18 protein-coding genes are annotated in these 21555 nt (G+C 70.4%); 8 read left to right on the plus strand and 10 right to left on the minus strand.

Annotated features, from left to right (window positions below; genetic code table 11):
- The first annotated feature begins 105 nt into the window (after nt 1–105).
- The 6 genes from ABZ956_RS01010 to ABZ956_RS01035 all read left to right on the plus strand — a co-directional run bounded on the left by ABZ956_RS01010 (nt 106) and on the right by ABZ956_RS01035 (nt 7142).
- Nucleotides 106–1428, plus strand: coding sequence for a PhoH family protein (locus tag ABZ956_RS01010; protein ID WP_361886608.1), 1323 nt, complete (start codon nt 106–108; stop codon nt 1426–1428).
- A 416-nt stretch (nt 1429–1844) separates the two neighbouring features.
- Complete coding sequence (locus tag ABZ956_RS01015) at nt 1845–2576, plus strand: transglycosylase SLT domain-containing protein (protein ID WP_361885060.1); 732 nt, start codon at nt 1845–1847, stop codon at nt 2574–2576.
- A 126-nt stretch (nt 2577–2702) separates the two neighbouring features.
- The gene (locus tag ABZ956_RS01020) at nt 2703–4076 is read left to right on the plus strand and encodes an AI-2E family transporter (RefSeq protein ID WP_361885062.1); all 1374 of its coding nucleotides are present in this window, start codon (nt 2703–2705) and stop codon (nt 4074–4076) included.
- A gap of 265 nt (nt 4077–4341) precedes the next feature.
- Nucleotides 4342–4512 carry a hypothetical protein gene (locus tag ABZ956_RS01025; RefSeq protein WP_361885064.1) on the plus strand — a complete coding sequence of 57 codons (171 nt, stop codon included), beginning with the start codon at nt 4342–4344 and terminating at the stop codon, nt 4510–4512.
- Between the two features lie 63 nt (nt 4513–4575).
- The gene (locus tag ABZ956_RS01030; RefSeq protein ID WP_361886611.1) at nt 4576–5964 is read left to right on the plus strand and encodes an N-6 DNA methylase; all 1389 of its coding nucleotides are present in this window, start codon (nt 4576–4578) and stop codon (nt 5962–5964) included.
- On the plus strand, nt 5964–7142 hold the full coding sequence (locus tag ABZ956_RS01035; protein WP_361885066.1) for a hypothetical protein: 1179 nt from the start codon (nt 5964–5966) through the stop codon (nt 7140–7142). The genes ABZ956_RS01030 and ABZ956_RS01035 overlap by 1 nt, the downstream gene beginning before the upstream one ends.
- Before the next feature lie 75 nt (nt 7143–7217).
- Here the strand turns inward: ABZ956_RS01035 and ABZ956_RS01040 are convergent, their stop codons facing one another.
- The gene (locus ABZ956_RS01040) at nt 7218–7751 is read right to left on the minus strand and encodes an alkyl hydroperoxide reductase (protein ID WP_361885068.1); all 534 of its coding nucleotides are present in this window, start codon (nt 7749–7751) and stop codon (nt 7218–7220) included.
- A gap of 11 nt (nt 7752–7762) precedes the next feature.
- Nucleotides 7763–8317, minus strand: coding sequence for a peroxiredoxin (locus ABZ956_RS01045; RefSeq protein WP_361885070.1), 555 nt, complete (start codon nt 8315–8317; stop codon nt 7763–7765).
- Between the two features lie 132 nt (nt 8318–8449).
- Here ABZ956_RS01045 and ABZ956_RS01050 point away from each other — a divergent pair, with 132 nt between their 5' ends.
- Entirely contained in the window at nt 8450–9415 is a 966-nt protein-coding gene (locus ABZ956_RS01050) for a LysR substrate-binding domain-containing protein (protein ID WP_361885072.1), read from the plus strand.
- Between the two features lie 58 nt (nt 9416–9473).
- On the opposite strand, the gene ABZ956_RS01055 is transcribed toward ABZ956_RS01050, so the two are convergent.
- The 5 genes from ABZ956_RS01055 to ABZ956_RS01075 form a co-directional block, all read right to left on the minus strand.
- A complete protein-coding gene (locus ABZ956_RS01055) occupies nt 9474–11828 on the minus strand; it encodes an ABC transporter permease (RefSeq protein ID WP_361885074.1) in 2355 nt (784 codons plus the stop codon).
- Nucleotides 11825–12514: an ABC transporter ATP-binding protein gene (locus ABZ956_RS01060; protein WP_361885076.1), complete on the minus strand. Its 690-nt coding sequence runs from the start codon at nt 12512–12514 to the stop codon at nt 11825–11827. Before ABZ956_RS01060 ends, ABZ956_RS01055 begins: the two co-directional genes overlap by 4 nt.
- Complete coding sequence (locus tag ABZ956_RS01065; RefSeq protein ID WP_361885078.1) at nt 12511–13035, minus strand: PadR family transcriptional regulator; 525 nt, start codon at nt 13033–13035, stop codon at nt 12511–12513. The genes ABZ956_RS01060 and ABZ956_RS01065 overlap by 4 nt, the downstream gene beginning before the upstream one ends.
- Before the next feature lie 99 nt (nt 13036–13134).
- Complete coding sequence (locus ABZ956_RS01070) at nt 13135–13383, minus strand: hypothetical protein (RefSeq protein WP_361885080.1); 249 nt, start codon at nt 13381–13383, stop codon at nt 13135–13137.
- Nucleotides 13380–14306: an SPFH domain-containing protein gene (locus ABZ956_RS01075; protein WP_361885082.1), complete on the minus strand. Its 927-nt coding sequence runs from the start codon at nt 14304–14306 to the stop codon at nt 13380–13382. Before ABZ956_RS01075 ends, ABZ956_RS01070 begins: the two co-directional genes overlap by 4 nt.
- 241 nt (nt 14307–14547) lie before the next feature.
- Here ABZ956_RS01075 and ABZ956_RS01080 point away from each other — a divergent pair, with 241 nt between their 5' ends.
- Nucleotides 14548–16821: a transglycosylase domain-containing protein gene (locus ABZ956_RS01080; protein WP_361885084.1), complete on the plus strand. Its 2274-nt coding sequence runs from the start codon at nt 14548–14550 to the stop codon at nt 16819–16821.
- A 73-nt stretch (nt 16822–16894) separates the two neighbouring features.
- Here ABZ956_RS01080 and ABZ956_RS01085 read toward each other — a convergent pair whose 3' ends face one another.
- From ABZ956_RS01085 to ABZ956_RS01095, 3 genes are all read right to left on the minus strand, one after another.
- Nucleotides 16895–18358 carry a catalase gene (locus ABZ956_RS01085; protein ID WP_361885086.1) on the minus strand — a complete coding sequence of 488 codons (1464 nt, stop codon included), beginning with the start codon at nt 18356–18358 and terminating at the stop codon, nt 16895–16897.
- 151 nt (nt 18359–18509) lie between these two features.
- Nucleotides 18510–20759 carry an ATP-binding SpoIIE family protein phosphatase gene (locus tag ABZ956_RS01090; protein WP_361885088.1) on the minus strand — a complete coding sequence of 750 codons (2250 nt, stop codon included), beginning with the start codon at nt 20757–20759 and terminating at the stop codon, nt 18510–18512.
- A gap of 41 nt (nt 20760–20800) precedes the next feature.
- Entirely contained in the window at nt 20801–21511 is a 711-nt protein-coding gene (locus ABZ956_RS01095) for a methyltransferase domain-containing protein (RefSeq protein WP_361885090.1), read from the minus strand.
- Nucleotides 21512–21555 lie beyond the last annotated feature (44 nt).

Consider the following 21555-nt stretch of genomic DNA (forward strand, 5'->3'; position numbering starts at 1 on the left):
TCGGCCGGCCCCTCCTGGAAGGGCATGGACCCGGCCGTTCCCCGCGCCCTCGTCCCTCACGACGTCGGCGCGCCCTTACCTCTGCACGAGGGGGTTCGTCCACCCGTGGTGACCAGCAAGCAGCGCCGTGATGGCGACCGGCGCACCTATGTCCTCGACACCAGCGTCCTGCTGGCCGATCCAGGAGCCATGTCCCGCTTCGAGGAGCACGAGGTCGTGCTGCCCGTGGTGGTGGTCACGGAGTTGGAGGCCAAGAGGCATCACCCCGAGCTCGGGTACTTCGCCCGCAAGGCCCTGCGCCTGCTGGACGAGTACCGGGTGCAGTACGGCCGGCTCGACTCGCCGATCCCGACCGGCGAGCTGGGCGGCACGCTCAGGGTGGAGCTCAACCACTCGGACCCCGGCATACTGCCGGCCGGCTACCGCCTCGGTGACAACGACTCGCGCATCCTCGCGGTCGCCCGCAACCTCCAGGCCGAGGGGTACGACGTCACCGTCGTCTCCAAGGACCTGCCGCTGCGGATCAAGGCGTCGTCCGTCGGACTGCTGGCCGAGGAGTACCGCGCCGAGCTGGCGATCACCGACTCCGGCTGGACCGGCATGGCGGAGCTCGCCGTCACGGCCGAGCAGGTGGACGAACTGTACGCCGCCGAGCGCGTGGACGTACCCGAGGCAGCCGAACTCCCGGTGCACACGGGCCTGGTGCTGCAGTCCGAGCGCGGCAAGGCGCTCGGCCGGGTCGCCGCGGACGGTTCGGTGCGGCTGGTGCGCGGGGACCGCGAGGCGTTCGGGATCCACGGACGCAGCGCCGAGCAGCGCGTGGCGCTGGACCTGCTGCTGGACCCCGAGATCGGGATCGTCTCCATGGGCGGCCGGGCCGGTACGGGCAAGTCGGCGCTGGCGCTGTGCGCCGGACTGGAGGCCGTGCTGGAGCGCCGGCAGCACCGCAAGGTGATGGTCTTCCGTCCGCTGTACGCGGTCGGCGGGCAGGAGTTGGGCTATCTGCCGGGCAGCGAGGCGGAGAAGATGAGCCCGTGGGCCCAGGCCGTCTTCGACACGCTCTCGGCGGTGACGACCTCCGAGGTCATCGAGGAGGTCGTGGGGCGCGGCATGCTGGAGGTCCTGCCGCTCACCCACATCCGCGGCCGGTCGCTGCACGACGCGTTCGTCATCGTCGACGAGGCCCAGTCGCTGGAGCGCAACGTCCTGCTGACCGTGCTGTCGCGGATCGGCGCCAACTCCCGGGTGGTGCTCACGCATGACGTGGCGCAGCGCGACAACCTCCGCGTCGGGCGGTACGACGGGGTGGTCGCCGTGGTCGAGAAGCTCAAGGGCCATCCCCTCTTCTCGCACGTGACGCTGACGCGTTCGGAGCGTTCGCCCATCGCGGCGCTGGTGACCGAAATGCTGGAGGACGGCCGTATCTGAGCGGTCTGAGGCGGCCTGAAGAGCTACGTACGACTACGTACGGCGGCGGCGCGCGGCGAAGCCAAGGAGCTTAGCCGCGCGTTGTCGTGCCGCGCGGAGGTTTCCGGGAAAGCGCAGGAGTAAACGGAGTGTGAGCTTTCCCACGTGACCGGGAATTGCCTCCGAGCGTGCCGTTCCGGCAGAGTCTGGGTCCTGTCAGGCCCCGCATACGGCACTTGCACCCCTCCAGGGGCAGTGCTTCACCAGCACAACTGAACAGCGTCGCCGTATGCCGCCCGAGTACATGCGGACCTCCCTCGCGGGAGGGCCCACGGGTCCGTGCCTCCAGTGACCGGCCGGTCCCGCTCGCGGGCCCGGTGCAAGGGGAGGCCAGCGCCAGGGGCACGATCGCGTCCGCGAGGTCACCCATGCGGGCGATGCTGGAAGGAAAACGTGTGAGCCGGATTTCTGTCCGGGGATTCGCCGTGGCCTCTGCCACCGCGGTCACCACCGTAGGCGCCGTCGTCGGTGTCGCCGCGGGCAACGAACAGGGCGCGACCGACCGGGTCGAGGCCACCGCTGCCGACGCGACGCTTCTCGCGGACCTCCCCGCAGGACAGAACGTCCAGGCACAGACCGCTTCCCTCACGCAGCAGGCGGACACGCAGGCCGAGGCCGCCGACACCGCCGCGAAGAAGGACGCCGAGGAGGCCGCGCGCAAGCAGGCCGCCGAGGACGCCACCGCGAAGAAGGAAGCCGCGGAGGAAGCGGCGAAGAAGAAGGAGGCCGAGGAGAAGGCCAAGGAGCGCGACAAGGAAGAGGTCAGCAGCCGTTCGGCCACGCGTGACGCCTCTTCGTTCGCGGTCAAGGGCTCCTACTCGGTCGCCGAGGTCCAGGCCATGGCCCGGCAGATGATCCCCTCGGACCAGTTCCAGTGCTTCAGCAACATCGTGAACAACGAGAGCACCTGGGACTACACCGCCACGAACCCGTCCTCGGGTGCGTACGGCCTGGTCCAGGCGCTGCCCGCCGGCAAGATGGCCTCCGCGGGCGCCGACTGGCGCACCAACCCGGCCACACAGATCAAGTGGGGCCTCGGCTACATGAACGAGTCCTACGGCAGCCCCTGCGGCGCCTGGTCGTTCTGGCAGGCCAATCACTGGTACTAGGCCCCTGAGCGTTACCCCATACAGCTGTCGAAGCCCCCGGCCGAACCGGCCGGGGGCTTCGGGCTGTCCTGAGAGAGGTAACGTCGACGCGGATGGTCACGGGGGAGTGGGGGTAGAGGAAGAAGAATGTCCAGATTGCCACGATGGGTCGACGGCCTCGGTACGGGGCTGATACGGCTCGCCGAACGGCTCGACGCCCGCAAGGCGGGTACGGAGCCGGACGGCGGGCCCGAACCCGTGCCCCGGTCCGCGCCTGTGCGCCCGTCAGCTCCCGACCCCGACCCGGATCCGGCCATCATGTCCGTACCCGAGCACGTCCCCACGCCGGCCGGCGGCGCGCCCGCCGGGGCCGGTCCACGGCCCGATCCGGTCGCCGCCGTCCCCTGGGGCGTGCGGGTCGCGGCCGAGGTCGGCTGGCGGCTGCTGATCCTGGCCGGCACCCTCTGGGTGCTGATGCGGGTGATCAGCGCCGTGCGCCTGGTGGTGCTCGCGTTCGTCGCCGCGCTGCTGATCACGGCGCTGCTGCAGCCGACCGTCGGATGGCTGAAACGGCGCGGTGTGCCGCGCGGGCTCGCCACCGCGATGACGTTCGTCTCGGGCTTCGTCGTCATGGGCCTGGTCGGCTGGTTCGTGGTGTGGCAGGTCACCGAGAACCTCGACGACCTGTCCAAGCAGGTGCAGCACGGTATCTCGGAGCTCAAGCGCTGGCTGCTCAACAGCCCGTTCCACGTCACCGAGGACCAGATCAACAACATCGCCGACAAGCTCAGCGAGGCGATCGGCACCAACACCAAGGACATCACCTCGGCGGGCATAGAGGGCGTCCAGGTCATCCTCGAGGTGCTGACGGGCATCCTGCTCGCGATGTTCAGCACCCTCTTCCTGCTCTACGACGGCCCCAGGATCTGGCAGTGGCTGCTCAAGCTGGTGCCGGCCGCGGCGCGTGAGGGCGTGGCGGGCGCGGGCCCGCGCGCGTGGGCGACGCTGACGGCCTATGTGCGCGGCACGGTGATAGTGGCCCTGATCGACGCCGTCTTCATCGGCATAGGGCTGTTCTTCCTGGACGTGCCCATGGCCGTGCCGCTGGCCGTGTTCATCTTCCTGTTCGCCTTCATCCCGCTCGTCGGTGCGGTGGTCTCCGGAGCGCTCGCGGTCGTCGTGGCGCTGGTGACGCGGGATGTGTTCACGGCGGCGATGGTGCTGGTGGTGGTCCTGGCGGTGCAGCAGATCGAGGGCCACGTCCTGCAGCCCTTCATCCTCGGCCGTGCCGTGCGTGTCCACCCGCTGGCGGTGGTCCTCTCGGTGGCGGCCGGGTCCCTGGTCGCCGGCATCGGCGGCGCGGTGGTCGCGGTGCCGCTGGTGGCGGTGACCAACGCGGTCGTCGGATACCTACGGGCGTACGCGAAGGAGAACGCGGCGCGGGCGAGGCTGGACGTCACGCCCGAGGAGGCCGCGGCGGTGGCGACACCGCCGCCGCCCTCCCCTCCGCCCACCGCATGACGCAAGCGGGCCCCGACCTCTGAGAGGTCGGGGCCCGCTTCGTTAGTTCAATCATTCAACACCTACTTACTTAATTACTTTCCTCCCTGCCTCTTCGGCATGCACCTTGGCTGCATCCCAAACGGCATGCTGGAGAATCCCAAACGGCATGCTTCGTGTGCTAGTGTCCTCGTGTACTCAGGCGAGGTGGGGCGCCAGTGAGGTCGCCCGGTCTCGTCGGCGGCTACTTGAGGGGTGGGTGTTGGTGAATCAGTCTGGGCCGGGTGTGCATGGCGTCATCACGGCGGCGTTCGCGTCGCTGTCCTTCGCACTCATAGCGGGCATCGTCATGTATGCGCTCGGAGACCCCGTCCGCCAGGCGGTCGGGGTGGGGGGTGGAGCCTTCATCGTCCTCATGATGCTGGCGTTGGCGATCATGACCTTCCTCCGGCGGTGAGCGAAGGTGGGGGGATGATGAGGGGTGGTCCCTGACGCAGGAACGGAAGCGTGTGACGTGACGATGGCGAAGAAGACGGAAGCCTCTGCCTGGGTGGGGCGGGCCATGGATTGTCTGCGCGGTTCGTCGCCTGTGGAGGAAGGGAGGCGGCTCCTCCTTGCCGTCATCTTCCTACGTGCCCTGTCTGGTGCACCTGATGATGGGCCTGTAGAGGACGGTCCCCGCTGGCAAGATCTCGTAGTCGACGTGCGGCGTGCTCATGCGTCGGCAAGGCGGGAGGTTGAGCGGGCATGGACGGCATGGGCCTGGCGGTACCCAGGACTCCTCGATGAGGGGCCTGACTTTGCCAAGCTCCCCGAGGAGGCGGAGTCCGGACTACGACAGCTAATCGACTGGGTCGACGGTACGGATCGACCTGCCGACTTCTTCGAGGCCTGCCTGCAGAGGTTTTCGGCTGACCGTTCCGGGGGTGAGTACTACACCCCTCGTGGGATCGTCAGCCTGCTCGTCGACATGCTGGAGCCCGAGGCAGGCGATCAGGTCTTCGACCCTGTCTGCGGCTCGGGCGGGTTTCTCGTTGCCGCATCTCAATACGTTCGGGAGAGGTACGGCCCCCATGCACACGTAGAACTTGGCGGCCAGGAGGTCAACGCGGAAGCACGAAGCGTGGCGTTGATGAATCTGGCCGTGCATGGTCTCGAAGGGGACCTTGGTGCGCGATCGGCCGACAGCCTTCGCGAGGATCTTTTCTTCGGGAAGACCTTCGACGTCGTGCTCGCCAACCCCCCGTTCAACATGTCCCGTTGGAACGATGGGGTAGCTGAGTACGACCCCCGGTGGCGGTACGGAGTCCCGCCGAAAGGGAATGCGAACTTCGCATGGGTCCAACATGTGCTGAGCAAGCTGTCACATCAGGGGCGGGGCGCAATACTGCTGGCGAATGGTGCGGCCTCGGGCGCACGGATGGCTGAACGCAGTATTCGGGAAGCTCTTGTCAGGGACGACGTACTCGATTGCCTGGTGGCCCTTCCCGCTGGCCTCTTTCCTCATACCCGGATCCCGGCATGTGCCTGGTTCTTCAGCGCTGCCAAGGCACCGCAACACCGTGGCAAGGTCCTGTTCATCGATGCACGTGAGCTGGGCACGGTTGTCAGCCGAGGACGCCGCGAACTGTCCCGTGAGGACAGCGACCGTATCTCCGACACCTACGTTGCCTGGAAGGGCGGGGAGTACGAGGACGTACCGGGGTGGTGCCGATCGGTCGGAATCCATGAGATCGAAATCCAGGAATTCGACCTCATGCCCAACCGGTATGCCGGTGCCGCCCTCGTCGAGACGGCGGACGACGGGGGCGGAGATCGTATCGAGGAGCTGACCCGCGAGCTGCTAGACCACTTTGCCGAGGCTGAACGATTGGATGCGCGGCTCCGCGGGATCCTGGGGCAACTGTGATGAATGAACTGTCACGTGAGCTCTTCCCGCACGTCCCGCGCGGTTGGGAGTGGAGCACGCTGGAGGAGTTGCCGGGCGTGGAGGTGGTCGGTTACGGCGTCAACCGGCCCGGGCGCCATGAAGACAGCGGCATTCCCATGCTGCGTGCCGGCGACATCGAGGGCGGCCGTGTAAGGGCTGCAGCCCAAGTGCTGATCAGTCGAGCGGTCGAGGAAGCTCACGCGCGAACCCGCCTGCGGTGTGGCGACGTGGTGGTCGTGCTGGTCGGTCGTGTCGGTGAGGCGGCGGTAATCAAGGCTCACCAAGCGGCATGGAACGTGGCGCGCTCGGTTGCCGTTGTGCGCTGTTCTGACCCTGGTCTTGCAGAGTGGCTCCGTGTGTGGCTTGCCATGCCGCCCGCACGTGCCTGGTGTGCGGAGAACGCCTCAGGGACCGTGCAGCAAACGTTGAGCTTGGCAGCGCTGAGGAGGATGCCGGTTCCCTTGCCACCGGTTGAGCGACGTGACCTGATTCTGTACGCGGTACGGACCATCGAGGACAAGCTGGATGTCAACGAGCGGATCGCGAAAGACGCTGTTGCGCTGGCGGGTGCGCATTTCGCTGCAATGGCTAAGGAACGGCAGCTTTGGGACAAGCGCTCCTTCAATGATGTCGCCCAGGCCAGGACCGGTGTGGCGGCGAAGCCCGCGTCATTGACGGTGGAAGGGGCGGGGACGGCATGGCTGGCGCCTGCAGATGTGCTGCAGAATCCCTTGCCCTACCTCGACCGGACGGAGAAAGCGTTGGGTGGTGACCCGGGCCACGTCTGTGCTCCGGGGAGCGTGCTCGTGGTTGCCAAGGCGGGCGAGGTCCAGGCTGCGATCAACCAGGTACCGGTGGTGGCAGGCCGCGGCGTACTCGCATTGAGGCCGGCCGAGACGGTCGATCGCTGGTGGCTGCTTCACGAGATCAGGTCGCGGAGCGCCGAGCTGTCCTCACTTGCTCAGGGAACCCAAGCCCGCGAGTTGAGCGCGCGGGCTTTTCTGCCTGCTCCAGTGTGTTGGCCGCCGGCTGAGCTGCGGCATCGCTTCGCGAGTCTCGCCGAAGCCCTGTATGACAGGGCGCTCGAAGCGAGTCGGCAGAACTGCACGCTAAAGGAGCTGAGTGCCGAGCTGCTGCGTCGTGCGGCACCTGAATAGACATACGAAAGGTGGCTCCACTGGGCGTATTGCCCGGTGGAGCCACCTTTCCAACTGTCCGGTGTTCCGGACTGACTACTCGGCCAGCACGGCCTCGGCGTCAAGGGTGGCGCCGACGGCCTGGAGGACCGAGGCGATCTTGAAAGCTTCCTGGATCGTCTCGCGCTCCACGCCGGCCTTGCGCAGCACCTGCTCGTGGGAGTCGAGGCACATGCCGCAGCCGTTGATGGCGGAGACCGCCAGGGACCACAGCTCGAAGTCGACCTTCTCCACGCCCGGGTTGCCGATGACGTTCATCCGCAGGCCCGCGCGCAGGTTGCCGTACTCCGGGTCCGACAGCAGGTGCCGGGTGCGGTAGTAGACGTTGTTCATCGCCATGATGGCGGCGGCGGACTTCGCGGCGGTGTACGCCTCGGGGGAGAGGTTGGCCTTGGCCTCCGGCTCCAGCTCGCGCAGCACGATCGGCGAACGGGTCGCGATCGCGCAGGCGAGGACGGTGCCCCACAGCTGCTGCTTGGGGAGGTCGGAGTTGCCGATGACCGAGCCGAGGTTCAGCTTCAGGTCCTTGGCGTAGTCCGGTATGGCGGACTTCAGCTCATCGAGGGCCATGAGGGATCAGCTCACTCGCCCGCGAGGAGCTTGACGGCGTCGAGGGTGTCCTCGCCCTTGGTCCAGTTGCAGGGGCACAGCTCGTCCGTCTGCAGGGCGTCGAGGACCCGCAGGACCTCCTTGGGGTTACGGCCGACGGAACCGGCGGTCACCATGACGAACTGGATCTCGTTGTTCGGGTCCACGATGAAGACGGCGCGCTGGGCGTAGCCGTCCTCGCCCTCGACGCCGCAGGCCTGCATGAGCTCGTGCTTGGCGTCGGCCAGCATCGGGAAGGGCAGGTCACGCAGGTCGGCGTGGTCCTTGCGCCAGGCGTGGTGGACGAACTCGGAGTCGCCGGAGACGCCGAGGATCTGGGCGTCACGGTCGGCGAACTCGTCGTTCAGCTTGCCGAAGGCCGCGATCTCGGTCGGGCACACGAAGGTGAAGTCCTTGGGCCAGAAGAAGACGACCTTCCACTTGCCCTCGTAGGTCTTGTTGTCGATCTGGGCGAAGGCCTTGTCCGCGTCGAGGTCCACACAAGCGGTCAGGTCGAACTCGGGGAACTTGTCACCGACAGTGAGCACGCGCTCTCCTTGCAACGGAGGAAAGCCCTGTTCATGGGGTTTCCTGCGGGTTGGACGAGAACCACAGTGCCACAGGAGGCATTGATAGCGGAAATAGCTAGACTGGGTCGTGTTGATCGGAGGTGGTTATCAATGACGTCGTCCATAGCCCCGCCCGTGCCGCCGGCGCGACGCGGCCAGCCCAGCTTCGCCCAGCTGAGGGCCTTCGCCGCCGTGGCCGAGCACCTGCACTTCCGGGATGCCGCGAGCGCCATCGGGATGAGCCAGCCCGCCCTCTCGGGGGCCGTCTCGGCGCTGGAGGAGCTGCTCGGGATTCAGCTTCTCGAGCGTACGACGAGAAAGGTACTGCTCTCTCCCGCGGGGGAGCGGCTGGCCGCCCGGGCCCGGACGGTGCTCGACGCCGTCGGCGACTTCATGGAGGAGGCCGACGCGGCCCGCGCGCCCTTCACGGGCGTCCTGCGGCTCGGCGTCATCCCGACCGTGGCGCCCTACCTGCTGCCCATCGTCCTGCGCCTGGTCCACGACTCCTACCCGGACCTCGATCTCCAGGTCCACGAGGAGCAGACCTCCTCCCTGCTGGACGGCCTCACCCAGGGGCGGCTCGACCTGCTGCTGCTCGCCGTGCCGCTCGGCGCGCCCGGCGTCACCGAAATCCCCCTGTTCGAGGAGGACTTCGTCCTCGTCACGCCGTGTGACCACTGGCTGGCCGGGCGGGGCGACATCCCGCGCGCCGCGCTGCGCGAGCTGGACCTGCTGCTGCTGGACGAGGGGCACTGCCTGCGCGACCAGGCCCTCGACATCTGCCGGGAGGTGGGGCGTGCGGAGGGGACGCCGATGACGACGAGCGCGGCCGGGCTCTCCACGCTGGTGCAGCTGGTCGGCGGGGGCCTCGGGGTCACCCTGCTGCCGCGCACCGCCCTGCGCGTGGAGACCGGGCGCAGCGACCGGCTCGCCACCGGCTACTTCGCCGAGCCCGCGCCCTCGCGGCGCATCGCGCTGGCGATGCGGTCGGGGGCGGCGCGCCAGGAGGAGTTCGGGGAGTTCGCGGCCGCGCTGCGCGAGGAGTTGCGGCGGCTGCCGGTGCGGATCGTCGACTGACCGGTCGCACGGGTAAGGGGTGTCGTCCATGGACGACACCCCTTACCCGGCGGGGGAGTTACTCCGCGCGCAGCCCCTCCGGACGCATCATGCGCCACAGGAGTGGCAGTGTGGCCACGGTGACCAGGGCGATGACGCCCAGGCCCCAGCCGACCACGGGGACGACGGCGAACCAGTCCTTCACCGGCCGGCTCATGGCCCTGAGCATGGCCAGCGCGAGGCCGACGCCCGCCGCCACGGCGAGCACCATGCCGAGGACCACCGGGATCGCCGTCTGCCAGATCACCGACCAGGCGACGGTGGCGCGGCCGGTGCCGAAGGCGGCCAGGGTGGCCAGCAGCCGCTTGCGCTCGCGCAGTTGCTCGTACGTGGCCAGCAGCAGGCTCGCGGCGATCAGGGCGAGGGTCAGGGCAGCGCCGGCCGGCAGCGCGCGCAGCAGCATCCAGGACTCGGACTCGTCGTCCCGGGGCATGAACCCCGTGTCGAAGACCCGCATGCCGGGGTCGATGCGCGCCGCGGTGTTGCGGACGTGCTCGACGGCGTCCGGGGAGGACGGGTCCAGGCGCATCGCGGTGTTGACGTAAACCTGCGGCACGGCGTGGATGTCGACGGCGGCCGGGGTGGCCAGGACGCCGGAGCCGAGGCCGCGGCCGATGGTGTGCCTTCCCTGCGGGTCGACGACGCGGGCCGACCGCGGAACGGTCCACGGCTTCTTGCCGTCCGGCCCGTCACGGAGGAACAGCCGCATGCCGGGCCGCGCCAGCTGCGGCGGCTGCCCCGGCTTTTCGGCGGCCACGAAGACGTCGCCGTCCGCGCAGGAGCCCACCTTGGCGAGTTCGCGCAGGGTGTCGCAGTCGCCGACGGTCAGGGGAGCGGTGCCGCCGGTGTCGCTCCGGTCGGCTTGGAGGTGAATCATGCCGATCACCTGCCGCACCCCCTCGGTGGCGCGGAACTTCTCCACGAACGACTGCGCGTCGCCACCGGAGGGCAGTTGCTGCGAGGCGTGCACGACCTTTCCGCGGCCGTCGTCCTCGAACACGGGGAGGGCCGCGTTCGTCGCGGACAACACCATCTGCACCGAGATCGCGCCCGCCACCGCGACGATGATGCCGCTGACCGCGCGGGAGGCGGCACCGCTGTCCAGCTGCAGGCGGCGCGTGGCCAGCTGCCAGGCCGGCGGGCCGCCGCGCAGCCGCGCCACGCACGCCTCGACCAGCCAGGGCAGCAGGGCCGTGACGCCGGCCAGGATCAGGACGGCGCCGAGCGCGGCGGGACCGCTTGCTCCGACCGTTCCCCCGCCGAACAGAGGCCAGCTGCCGGTGAAGGAGGGCCGTCCGTCGAGCGGCGCGAGCAGCGCCAGGCCGGCCGCCGGGAGCAGCAGCCGCCACCACAGCCGGCGCCGCCGCCGTACGGTCCTGCGGACGACGCCCAGCGGCTCGATGGCGACGTCGCGCAGTGCGAACAGCGACACCAGGACGGCCGCGACCGGCACCCCTACGGCGACGAGTACGGCGGTGGTGGTGTCCGGCCGCAGATCGGAGGAGAAGGTGCCGATGTCTTCCGAGGCGGTCATGGGGAGGAACTGCCGGGTGAGGAGGAACAGCCCCGCCCCCACGGCCAGGCCCAGCAGCGCGCCGGCCAGGGCCTCACCCGCCGCGACCCGCCTGGTCATGCGGTTGTCCGCGCCCACCAGGCGGAGTGCGGCGAGCCGGCGGTCCCGGCGCTCGCCGCCGAACCGTACGGCCGTGGCGATGAGCGCGGCGACCGGCATGAGCAGCACGGCGCCGGCCAGGCCGCCCAGCAGCGTCAGCTCCAGGCCAAGCGGCCGGGCCCACGGCCGGCCGCCGAAGGCGCTGATCCGCTGTGCTTCGCCGGGGGTGCTGCCCGTGTGGTCGCGGACGGCCAGCTTGTCACTGCCCGCGTAATAGGCCAGCTCGTCGGGTCCGATGAGGCCCGCGTCGCTGATGGTGCCCACGATGCGGTGAGGCAGCCGCTCCCGCAGCAGCTTCCCGTCGCCGGAGCGCAGGAGGCCCTCGAGGGCGGGGGAGACCACCATCTCGCCGGGGCCGGGCAGGGCGGCCACACCGGGCGGGGTGGGGGCCTTGGGCCCCTCGGGCCGCACCATGCGGCCGTGGACGCGCTTGCCGCGGTATTCGGTGTCGGCCTCCTGGACGAGCAGGGTCGCCGCGGTGGCCTTGTCGGCGAGCTCGCTGCCGCGGCCCCCGCGCTCGGAACCGCGCCGGTCACGGGCGTCGAACGCCTCGGGCACCGCCGACAGCAACAGCAGGAGCGCCACGCCGATGCCGACGCCGACCGCTGTCAGGGCGGTGCGCAGCCAGCCCTCGCGGCCGCCGGTGACCGCGAAGCGCGCGCCCATGGCGAGGTCGCGCGTCCAGGTGCGCGCCGTGCTCATATGCCGGCCCCCGCCATGTCGCGCGCCTGGCCGTCGCGGACGACGACCTCGCGGTCGGAGTAGGCGGCGACGCGGGCGTCGTGCGTGACCAGGACGACGGCGGCGCCGGTGGCCCGCGCGGCGTCCGTCAGCAACCGCATCACGCGCTCGCCGTTGAGGGAGTCGAGCGCGCCCGTGGGCTCGTCCGCGAAGATCACGCGGGGCTCGGTCACCAGCGCGCGGGCCACGGCGACCCGCTGGCCCTGGCCGCCGGAGACCTCGCCGGGCCGCTTGCGCGCGGTGTCGGCGACCTCCAGCGTGTCCAGCCACTCGGCGGCCTGCTCCTCGGCCTTCCGGCGCTTGACCCCGGACAGGCGCAGCGGCAGGGCGACGTTCTCCACGCAGGTCAGCTCGGGTACGAGCTGGCCGAACTGGAACACGAAACCGAAGGTTCCCCGGCGCAGCGCGCTGCGCTCGGCGTCCGGCATCTCCGTCAGCGCGCGGCCGGCGTAGCGCACCGTTCCGCTGTCGGGCCGCACGATGCCGGCGAGGCAGTGCAGCAGGGTCGACTTGCCGGAGCCGGAGGGGCCCATGACGGCGACGACCTCGCCGGGGTGGATGGAGAAATCGGCACCGGCGAGCGCGGGGGTGAGCCCGTACGCCTTGTGCAGGTCCGTGGCGACGAGGAGGGAGCCGGCGGGCGTCATGGGCGGACCGCCTGGGCGAGCTGACCGAGCCGGGCAGCGGTCAATTCCAGCCACCGCAGATCCGCGTCGAGGTGGAAGAGCGCGTGGTCGCAGATGAGCTGGTCGGCGAGGTCGCCGTCACGCTTGCGCCGGGTGAGCTCGCGCATCAGGCGCAGGTGCTCGGAGCGCTGGGCGTCGAGCAGGGCGTCGGCGTCGCGGCCGGTGAGCAGGGCGAGGACGACCTTGGTGTAGAGCGTCGACTGCAGGTACGGCTCGGGCTTCTCGGGCTGGGCGAGCCACTGCTCGACGTCCGTGATCCCGGCGTCGGTGATGGCGTAGCGCTTGCGCTCGGGGCCGCCGCCGTGCTCGACGCCGTCGACCTCGACGAGGCCGTTCTTCAGCAGGCGCGACATGGTCGAGTAGACCTGGCCGTAGTGCAGCGGGCGGTCCTGGCCGAAGCGCTCGTCGAAGGCGCGCTTGAGGTCGTAGCCGTGGCACGGGCCGGACTCGAGGAGGCCGAGGAGCGTGTGTCCGATTGACATGATCAGACTCTACACCGTGCGTATACACGCGGTGTATACGCACGGTGTAGTGATGGCTTGATGTAATTGTCGTGGGCCGGCTTCCGCTGGTGGGGCCGCTCAGTCCTCGGCTTCCGGCTCCGGCCCCTGGCCGGTTTTCGCCGGGCGGCCGCGCTTGCGGATCGCGCCGACGTCCCTCGGCAGCCGGCCGGCGTCCGCCAGGGCCTTGCGGAGCAGGAACTCGATCTGCGCGTTCGCGCTGCGCAGCTCGTCGTTCGCCCAGCGGCTCAGCGCGTCGTGGACAAGCGGGTCGAGCCGCAGCAGCACCTGTTTGCGCTGCTGCGGCCGCCGGGGACGGTCCTCCGTCACTGGTAGAGGGTGCCGGTGTTCAGGACGGGCTGGGCGGCCCGGTCGCCGCACAGCACCACCATCAGATTGCTGACCATGGCCGCCTTCCGCTCCTCGTCCAGTTCCACGATGCCCTGCTCGCTGATCCGCACCAGTGCCTGCTCGACCATGCCCACCGCACCCTCGACGATCAGCTGCCGGGCGGCCACGACCGCGCCCGCCTGCTGGCGCTGGAGCATCGCCGAGGCGATCTCGGGAGCGTAGGCGAGGTGGGTGAAGCGCGACTCGATGATGCGGACGCCGGCCGCCTCGACCCGGGCGTGCAGCTCGGCGGCGAGCTTCTCGGTGATCTCCTCGGCGTTGCCGCGCAGCGAGAGGGCGTCGTCGTCGTGCGCGTCGTAGGGGTACTCGATGGCGATGTGCCGCACGGCCGCCTCGGTCTGGGTGGAGACGAACTCCTGGAAGTCCTCCACCTGGAACATCGCCTGCGCGGTGTCCTCCACCCGCCACACCACGACGGCGGCCAGCTCGATGGGGTTGCCGTACGCGTCGTTGACCTTCAGTACGGCGGTCTCGTGGTTGCGGACCCGGGTGGAGAGCTTCTCGCGGCTGGTGAAGGGGTTGACCCAGCGCAGGCCCTCGGTGCGGATCGTGCCGCGGTAGCGGCCGAAGAGCTGGACGACCTGGGCCTCGCCCGGGGCGACGGTGTTCAGCCCGCACATCCCGACGATCGAGGCGATGATCACGAGGATGCCGAGGGGGACGAGCGTGACGGAGAGGGGCTTGCCGATGACGGCCCCCGCGACGATGGCGCCGGCGCCGCCGAGCAGCCCCACGAGGCCGAGCAGCAGGGCGAGGCCGCCGCCGATGTCGTTGGCCGGGACCTCGCGGACCGGCGGCCTCGAAGTGGTGTCCGGCGTGGTGCCGGGAGTGGTCTCGGACATGGGAAAGCCCCCCTGTTGACGCTGGCTGCGCGGCGGCCGGAGCGCGCCTCGCACTGTCTAGCAAAGTGATAGCACATTATCGCCCTGTACGGTTTGCCGCACTACGCCGTACCGGGTTCCCGCCATCCGGGGTGCTGTATGTCACGTCCGTTATTGCCGTGATCGATGGGCGTTTGGCGGCAGATGCGGTGTTAGCTTCGTGAGCTGGGTTGGGGGCGGACGGACTGGAGCTACGGGAGAGATGGGCCGAGCGGACGCGCGACGAGCGCAGAAGAAGGGCAGTCGCCCTGAACAGGGCGGCAGGAAGCCCAAGAAGACCGGCATACGCCGGTTCTTCACGTGGAAGTTGCTGCTTGCCTACTTCTTGGGCGTGATCGCCCTGGGCATGGGGTCGTTCTACGCGCTCTACCTGTACGTGGACGTGCCCGGCAAGGGCAACGCCGCGGCGAAGGCGCAGAGCAACGTCTACAAGAACCAGAAGGGCGAGGTGATCGCCCGCCTCGGCGAGGTCAACCGCGAGGAAGTCCCGCTGTCGAAGGTTCCCGAGGACGTCCGGAACGCCGTCGTGGCCGCCGAGAACAAGAACTTCTGGACCGACCCCGGCGTCGACCTCAAGGGCACCACGCGCGGCATCGTCAACACCCTGATGGGCCGTGGCAAGCAGGGTGGTTCGACGATCACCCAGCAGTACGTCAAGAACTACTACCTGGACCAGCGCCAGACCGTCACCCGCAAGGTGAAGGAACTGATCATCTCGCTGAAGGTCCAGGATCAGACGTCGAAGGAGGACATCCTCGCCGGCTATCTGAACACTAGTTACTTCGGCCGCAACGCCTCCGGCATCCAGGCGGCGGCCCGCGCGTACTACGGCAAGGACGTCGACAAGATCACCCTTGAAGAGGGTGCCTACCTGGCCGCGTTGCTCCAGGCGCCGAGCCAGTACGACTGGGGGACGGCCAGCGAGGCCGGCAAGAAGAACGTCGAGGCGCGCTGGAACTACGTGCTCGACAAGATGGTCGAGAAGAAGTGGCTCGACCCGGGCAAGCGCCAGTCGATGAAGTTCCAGCCTCCCGGCCAGCCCAAGGCCCCGGAGGGCCTGACCGGCCAGAACGGCTACCTCGTGCAGGCGGCCCGGCAGGAGATGATCCGGGACCTCAAGCGCCAGGGCCGGCCGGAGAGCGACTTCGCCGCCGGTGGCTGGACGATCACGCTCAGCATCGACCCGAAGAAGCAGGCCGCGCTCGAGAAGGCCGTCAAGAACAAGCTGACCGACGACCTGGACCCGAAGGCCCGTGAGGTGGACGGTCACGTCCAGCCCGGCGCCGTGTCCGTGGACGTCAAGACCGGCCAGATCGTGGCGCTCTACGGCGGCCAGGACTTCATCAAGCACCAGACGAGCAACGCCACCCGCGGCGACTTCCAGCCCGCCTCCACCTTCAAGCCGCTGATCCTCGCCTCGGCCCTGCAGAACGGGTCGAAGACGCAGGACAAGAAGCCGATCACGTCCTCCACGATCTACGACGGCACCAACAAGCGCCCGGTGGTGGACAAGGGCGTTCCGGTCGGCTTCGCGCCGGAGAACGAGGACCAGCAGAGCTACGGACCGATCACCGTTCAGCAGGCGATGAACGACTCGGTCAACTCCGTCTTCTCGCAGATGGCCGTCGACGTCGGCCTCGACAAGGTCAAGAAGACCGCCGTCGAGCTGGGCATGAAGGGCGACTTCGAGGAGGTCCCCTCCCTGTCGCTGGGTTCCATGGGCGCGAGCCCGCTGGAGATGGCGGGCGTCTACGCCACGCTCGACAACCACGGCAAGAAGATCAACCCCAGCATCATCAAGTCCGTGTCCTGGAAGGGTGAGGCGTACAAGCTCCCCAGCCCGCTCACGAACGAGCGCGTGGTCTCCCGCAACACCGCCGACGGGATCACCGGTGTCATGACCGGTGTGGTCGACGACGGTACGGCGCGGGTCGTGTCCAGCTCCGAGTACCAGGTGGCGGGCAAGACCGGCACCTCCGACGACAACAAGTCCGCCTGGTTCGCCGGCTACACCCCCGGCCTCGTGACCACCGTCGGCCTGTTCGGCGAGGGCCCCGGCGGCAAGCAGGTCACCCTGCAGGGCACCGGCGGCGGCGGTCGTGTCAACGGTGGTACGTACCCGGCACGGATCTGGGCCGCGTACACCTCGTCCGTCTTCGACGACGACGAGGACAAGTCGAAGTTCGACCTGGACACCGAGGACGGCTTCGTGCCGCCGCAGGCACCGGTGGGGACCCCGTCCGCGGGCCCGACCCCGCCGGCCGCCCGCAACACCCCCTCCGGCACGCCCTCGGGACGCACCCAGTCGCCGACGTCGACGCCCGGCCGGCAGACCCCCTCGGGCAAGCCGACGCCGCCGTCGACCAGGCCGACTCCGCCCAGGCCCACCCCACCCACCCCGGGCCCCACGGCGCCCACCGGCACCACGGGTGACGCGTCGGGCACCCGCCCCAACGGCGGCATCGAGATGCCCTGAGCCGACGGCATCGGCACGAGGACCGGCCGCCCTCCCCACCGGGGGAGGGCGGCCGGTCCTTTGCGCGCGAGCCTCAGCCGCCGTTGACCGTGGTGGCGATCCGGTCGCCCACGTTCTTGTCGATGTTGCGCCAGTACTGCAGCGCCCGGTCCAGCACGGGCCTGCTCACGCCGTCCCGCAAATGGCCGCTCACATTGGAGACCAGCCGCTCGCGCGCCGCGTCGTCGAGGACCTGGCGGACCATGGTGCCGGCCTGGCCCCAGTCGTCGTCCTCGCGGTGCGGCCGGTAGGCCTCGCGCACCATCTCGCCCGACGCCGCCCAGCCCGCGATGTCCCCGAAGCGGTCGGTGTCGGCCGCCGGGCCGCCGTAGGAGTTGGGCGCGTACGGGCGGGCCACGTTCGCCGGCTCGTAGCGCATGGGGCCGTCCTTGGCGTACGAGTTCACGGCGGAGCGCGGCCGGTTGGGCGGGAGCTGGGCGTAGTTCGGGCCGATGCGGTAGCGGTGGGTGTCGGGGTAGGAGAAGAGCCGGCCCAGCAGCATCTTGTCGGGGGACGGGCCGATGCCCGGGACCAGGTTGGACGGCTCGAAGGCGGCCTGCTCGATGTGGACGTGGAAGTCGTCCGGGTTCCTGTCGAGCGTCATCCGCCCGACCTCGATCAGCGGGTAGTCGCCGTGCGGCCACACCTTGGTCAGGTCGAAGGGGTTGAAGCGGTAGTCCGCCGCGTCCTCGAACGGCATGACCTGCACATGCATGGTCCACGACGGCGCGTCGCCGTTCTCGATGGCCTCGTACAGATCGCGCCGGTGCTTGTCGGCGTCGTGCCCCGCCAGCTCGTCGGCCTCCGCCTGGGTGAGGAACTCGATGCCCTGGTCGGTCTTGATGTGGTACTTGACCCAGAACCTCTCGCCGCCGCCGTTGACCCACATGAACGTGTGCGAGCTGTAGCCGTTCATGTGACGCCAGGTCCTCGGCACGCCCCGGTCGCCCATCAGCCAGGTGACCATGTGCGCGGACTCCGGGGAGAGCGTCCAGAAGTCCCACTGCATGTCGTTGTTGCGCAGCCCCGTCCGCGGGTGGCGCTTCTGGCTGCGGATGAAGTCCTGGAACTTCTGCGGGTCACGGACGAAGAAGACCGGGGTGTTGTTGCCGACGAGGTCGTAGTTCCCGTGCTCCGTATAGAACTTCAGCGCGAACCCGCGCGGATCGCGCCAGGTGTCCGGCGACCCCTGCTCGCCGGCCACCGTGGAGAAGCGCGCCAGCATCTCCGTGCGCCTGCCGGGCTGGAAGAGGTCCGCCTTGGTGAACTGGCTGACGTCGTTGGTCACCTGGAAGGTGCCGTAGGCCCCGCCGCCCTTGGCGTGGACCACCCGCTCGGGGACCCGTTCGCGGTTGAACTGGGCCATCTTTTCGATCAGATAGTGGTCCTGGAGCAGGATGGGGCCGGTGTCACCGATGGTGAGCGAGTGTTCATCGCTCTCCACCGGGATGCCGACGTTGTTCGTGGTGTACGGGGTGTTCTGCGCCGAGTCGGTCATGGGACGCCTCCCGGAACGGGTGATGGCGAGGACGGGCAGCCGCCGCCCTCCACCCGAGCCAGTGAACTCCTGCCGACAGCGTGTCGGCAACACGGCCTTGGACACTGTCCGGAACTTCACCCCGTACGGACCAACCGGGCCGCCGGCCGCCTCAGCGCCCCGCCGCCGGCAGCGCCAGCTCGAACCACACCACCTTCCCCGTGCTCAACCGGGTGGCGCCCCACCGCCTGGCCAGCTTGTTCACCAGATACAGCCCGCGCCCGCCCTCGTCCGAGGGCCGGGCCTGGCGCAGCCGCGGCAACTGCGGCACATCGTCGCCGACCTCGCAGCGCAGCACGTCCGTGCGCAGCAGCCGCAGCGTGATCGGGCGCTCCGCGTACCGCACGGCGTTGGTGATCACCTCGCTGACCAGCAGCTCCACCCCGTCCGAGAGCTCCTCCAGGCCCCAGCGCGTGAGCGCGCGCCGCGCCAGGCGGCGCGCCTGACGGGCGGTCTGGGGACGCGGGTCCAGGAACCAGTACGCGACGTCGCTCGGGGCGATGCCCTCGAAGCGCGCCGCGAGCAGGGCGATGTCGTCGTCCCGGTCGCCGGGGCCGAGCATGCCGAGCACCTCGTCGCACAGCGGCTCCAGCGGGGGCGGATTCGGGCCGGTCAGCCGGGCCGTGTCGATCAGCCGCTCGCGCAGCTGCTCTATGCCGGTCCACACGTCCCGTATCCGCGACTCCACCAGGCCGTCCGTGTACAGCAGCAGCGTCGCCCCGGCCGGCGCGTCCAGCTCCACGGCCTCGAAGTCCACCCCGCCCACGCCGATCGGCGCGCCCGGCGGGACGCGCAGCACCTCCGCCCGGCCGCCGCGGTGCAGCAGCACCGGCGGCGGATGCCCGGCGTTGGCGATCACGATGCGGTGGGCGACCGGGTCGTACACCGCGTACAGGCAGGTGGCCATGCGGTCGCTGCCCAGGCGCTGCGCCTGCTCGTCGAGGTGGTGCAGCACCTCCTGCGGGGGCAGGTCCAGGCCCGCCAGGGTCTGGGCCGTGGTCCGCAACTGCCCCATGATCGCGGCGGACGTCATGGAGTGGCCCATGACGTCCCCGACGACCAGCGCCACCCGGTTGCCGGGCAGCGGGATCGCGTCGTACCAGTCGCCGCCGACACGGGCGGTCTCGGCGGCCGGCAGATAGCGGCTGGCCAGCCGGACACCGGTCGGCTGCGGCAGGGAGTCGGGGAGCATCGTGCGCTGCAGCTCGTCCGCGATGTAGACCTCGCGGCCGTAGAGGACGGCCTTGTCCACGCCGAGCGCGGTGTGCGTGGCCAGCTGCGCCGCGACCAGCAGGTCGTCGCCCTCGAACGCGGGCCGGTCCAGGCGGCGGATGAACACCGCCGCGCCGATCACCCGCCGCCGGCCGCGCAGCGGCGCCAGGATCGTGCGATGCCGCTCCGGTACGTGCCGGTCCTCGCCGAGCAGCTCCGGCAGGGCCGCCCGCGCGGCTGAGGAGTCCCCGAAGACGGGCCTGACACCCCGCAGCACCTCCGCGAGCGGCCCGCCTATGCGCACCTCGCACCGCTCCGCGGCCTCGACGGCCAGCTCCGGCCCGGGATCGGGCCGCTCCTGCGGGCCGTCGCCGTCGTCCAGCGCGCGCACGTACTCGGGCAGCCGGTCCGTGCGCCGCAGCCGCAGCACGACGGGCCCCACGGGCCGCTCGTCGCCCACGGGCAGGGGGTCGCGCAGATAGACGAGGATCGCGTCGGCGAAGGTCGGCACGGTCGCCCGGCACAGCCCCAGCACGATCTCGTCCAGATCGATCCCACGGGCGATGCGGCGCGTCGCGGCCCCGACGAAGCGCAGCCGCTCGCCGCCGCCGGAGGTGCCCGCGGTGGCCCGCACGGTGTCGGCGGTCCCCGGCCCGTCACCGCCGGTGCCGTCGTGGGGCGGCGCCCCGCCACCGGGCCCGTCCGCGCCGCGGGCGGCACCGGCGGGCGCACCGCCACGCCGCCGCGGCCCGGAGCCACCGGAGCCGCCGTCGACGGCTCCGGGCGCGGCCTGCGCCTGACCGTCCACGGCCCGCCCCTGCCCCCGCGCCCCACGGCCACCACCGGCGGCCCCGCCCCGCCGGGCCGCGCGGCCCCGGCCGCGGGTCCCGCCCGGGGCGGCGGTGGACTCGGCGGGGGCGTGGCTGCCGCTGTCCGAGGGCGCGCCCTCGGGCCCGGCCGGGGCCGGGTCGGGGTGGGCCTCGCCGCGGGCCGGGCCGTCGGTGGGGTCGGCGTGGGCCTCGGCGCGGTCGCGCGGATGCTCGCCGTCCGGCTGCCGGGGCAGCCGCGCGCCGACACCGGGCACGTCCGCGCCCGAGCGCGGCGCGGCGGCGGTGCGCTGTCTTCCGTGGGAGTTGGGATGCTCCGTCACGCGTGGGGTTCCATCCGTCGGGGCCGTGCGCACACGCGCGGTCAGGCGCGGCGCAGGTTGAGGAAGAGCTGGATCTCGGGTGGTACGTCCGTACTCGCCGGGGCGTACGCCAGCGAGCTCTCCCCGGCGATGTCGAAACCCGCGTCACGCACGACCTGGCGCAATTCGTCCCGCAGGTAACCCGATACCCGGATCGTGTTCCCCAGGAACGGGATCGCGTAGTCGTCCACGTCGGCCTCGACCATCGAGAGCGCCAGCAGCCCCCCGGGTCTGAGCAGGTCGTGCAGCATGCGCAGCGCGTGCGGGATCTCCGGGCGCGGCAGCATCAGCAGGGCGAAGAACGCGGCGATGCCGTCGAACGTGCCCAGGTGCCCGTCGCGCAGATCGGCCAGGTCGCCCAAGTGGAAGGTGGCCTCCGGCACATGGCCGCGGGCGAGGTCGAGCATGCCGGGGGAGATGTCGTTGCCGACGACCTGGTGACCGGCCGCCACCAGCTGACGGGCCGTCGGCAGGCCCGTACCGCAGCCGACGTCCAGGACGCGGGAGCCCGGCGGCAGGGCGGCGGCCAGCCAGGCACCGGCCGCGAGCTGGCCCTCCTTGTGCGGGAAGGCCTCGTCGTAGCGGTCGCCGATGGCGTCGAACGCCTCGGCCTGGCCGCTGCGGTCCAGCCCTAACCGGGCGTAGCCGTCGTAGTCCCGCTGGTCGTCACCGCTCACGGCTCCGCCCTTCCTGTGACTGTGACTGTCTTTCATCGTGCCGTGCTGTGCAGTATCGCGGAGGCCGATCCTACGGTTGT

The sequence above is a fragment of the Streptomyces sp. NPDC046261 genome (assembly GCF_040646235.1).
Taxonomy (GTDB): Bacteria; Actinomycetota; Actinomycetes; order Streptomycetales; family Streptomycetaceae; genus Streptomyces.

What these genes read in the sequence shown, in the direction of transcription:
- ABZ956_RS01015 (WP_361885060.1), top strand. Translation starts at nt 1,845, where the DNA reads ATGCTGGAAGGAAAACGTGTGAGCCGGATTTCTGTCCGGGGATTCGCC.
- ABZ956_RS01020 (WP_361885062.1), top strand. Translation starts at nt 2,703, where the DNA reads ATGTCCAGATTGCCACGATGGGTCGACGGCCTCGGTACGGGGCTGATA.
- ABZ956_RS01030 (WP_361886611.1), top strand. Translation starts at nt 4,576, where the DNA reads ATGGCGAAGAAGACGGAAGCCTCTGCCTGGGTGGGGCGGGCCATGGAT.
- ABZ956_RS01035 (WP_361885066.1), top strand. Translation starts at nt 5,964, where the DNA reads ATGAATGAACTGTCACGTGAGCTCTTCCCGCACGTCCCGCGCGGTTGG.
- ABZ956_RS01040 (WP_361885068.1), bottom strand. Translation starts at nt 7,751, where the DNA reads ATGGCCCTCGATGAGCTGAAGTCCGCCATACCGGACTACGCCAAGGAC.
- ABZ956_RS01050 (WP_361885072.1), top strand. Translation starts at nt 8,450, where the DNA reads ATGACGTCGTCCATAGCCCCGCCCGTGCCGCCGGCGCGACGCGGCCAG.
- ABZ956_RS01055 (WP_361885074.1), bottom strand. Translation starts at nt 11,828, where the DNA reads ATGAGCACGGCGCGCACCTGGACGCGCGACCTCGCCATGGGCGCGCGC.
- ABZ956_RS01060 (WP_361885076.1), bottom strand. Translation starts at nt 12,514, where the DNA reads ATGACGCCCGCCGGCTCCCTCCTCGTCGCCACGGACCTGCACAAGGCG.
- ABZ956_RS01065 (WP_361885078.1), bottom strand. Translation starts at nt 13,035, where the DNA reads ATGTCAATCGGACACACGCTCCTCGGCCTCCTCGAGTCCGGCCCGTGC.
- ABZ956_RS01075 (WP_361885082.1), bottom strand. Translation starts at nt 14,306, where the DNA reads ATGTCCGAGACCACTCCCGGCACCACGCCGGACACCACTTCGAGGCCG.
- ABZ956_RS01080 (WP_361885084.1), top strand. Translation starts at nt 14,548, where the DNA reads ATGGGCCGAGCGGACGCGCGACGAGCGCAGAAGAAGGGCAGTCGCCCT.
- ABZ956_RS01085 (WP_361885086.1), bottom strand. Translation starts at nt 18,358, where the DNA reads ATGACCGACTCGGCGCAGAACACCCCGTACACCACGAACAACGTCGGC.
- ABZ956_RS01095 (WP_361885090.1), bottom strand. Translation starts at nt 21,511, where the DNA reads ATGAAAGACAGTCACAGTCACAGGAAGGGCGGAGCCGTGAGCGGTGAC.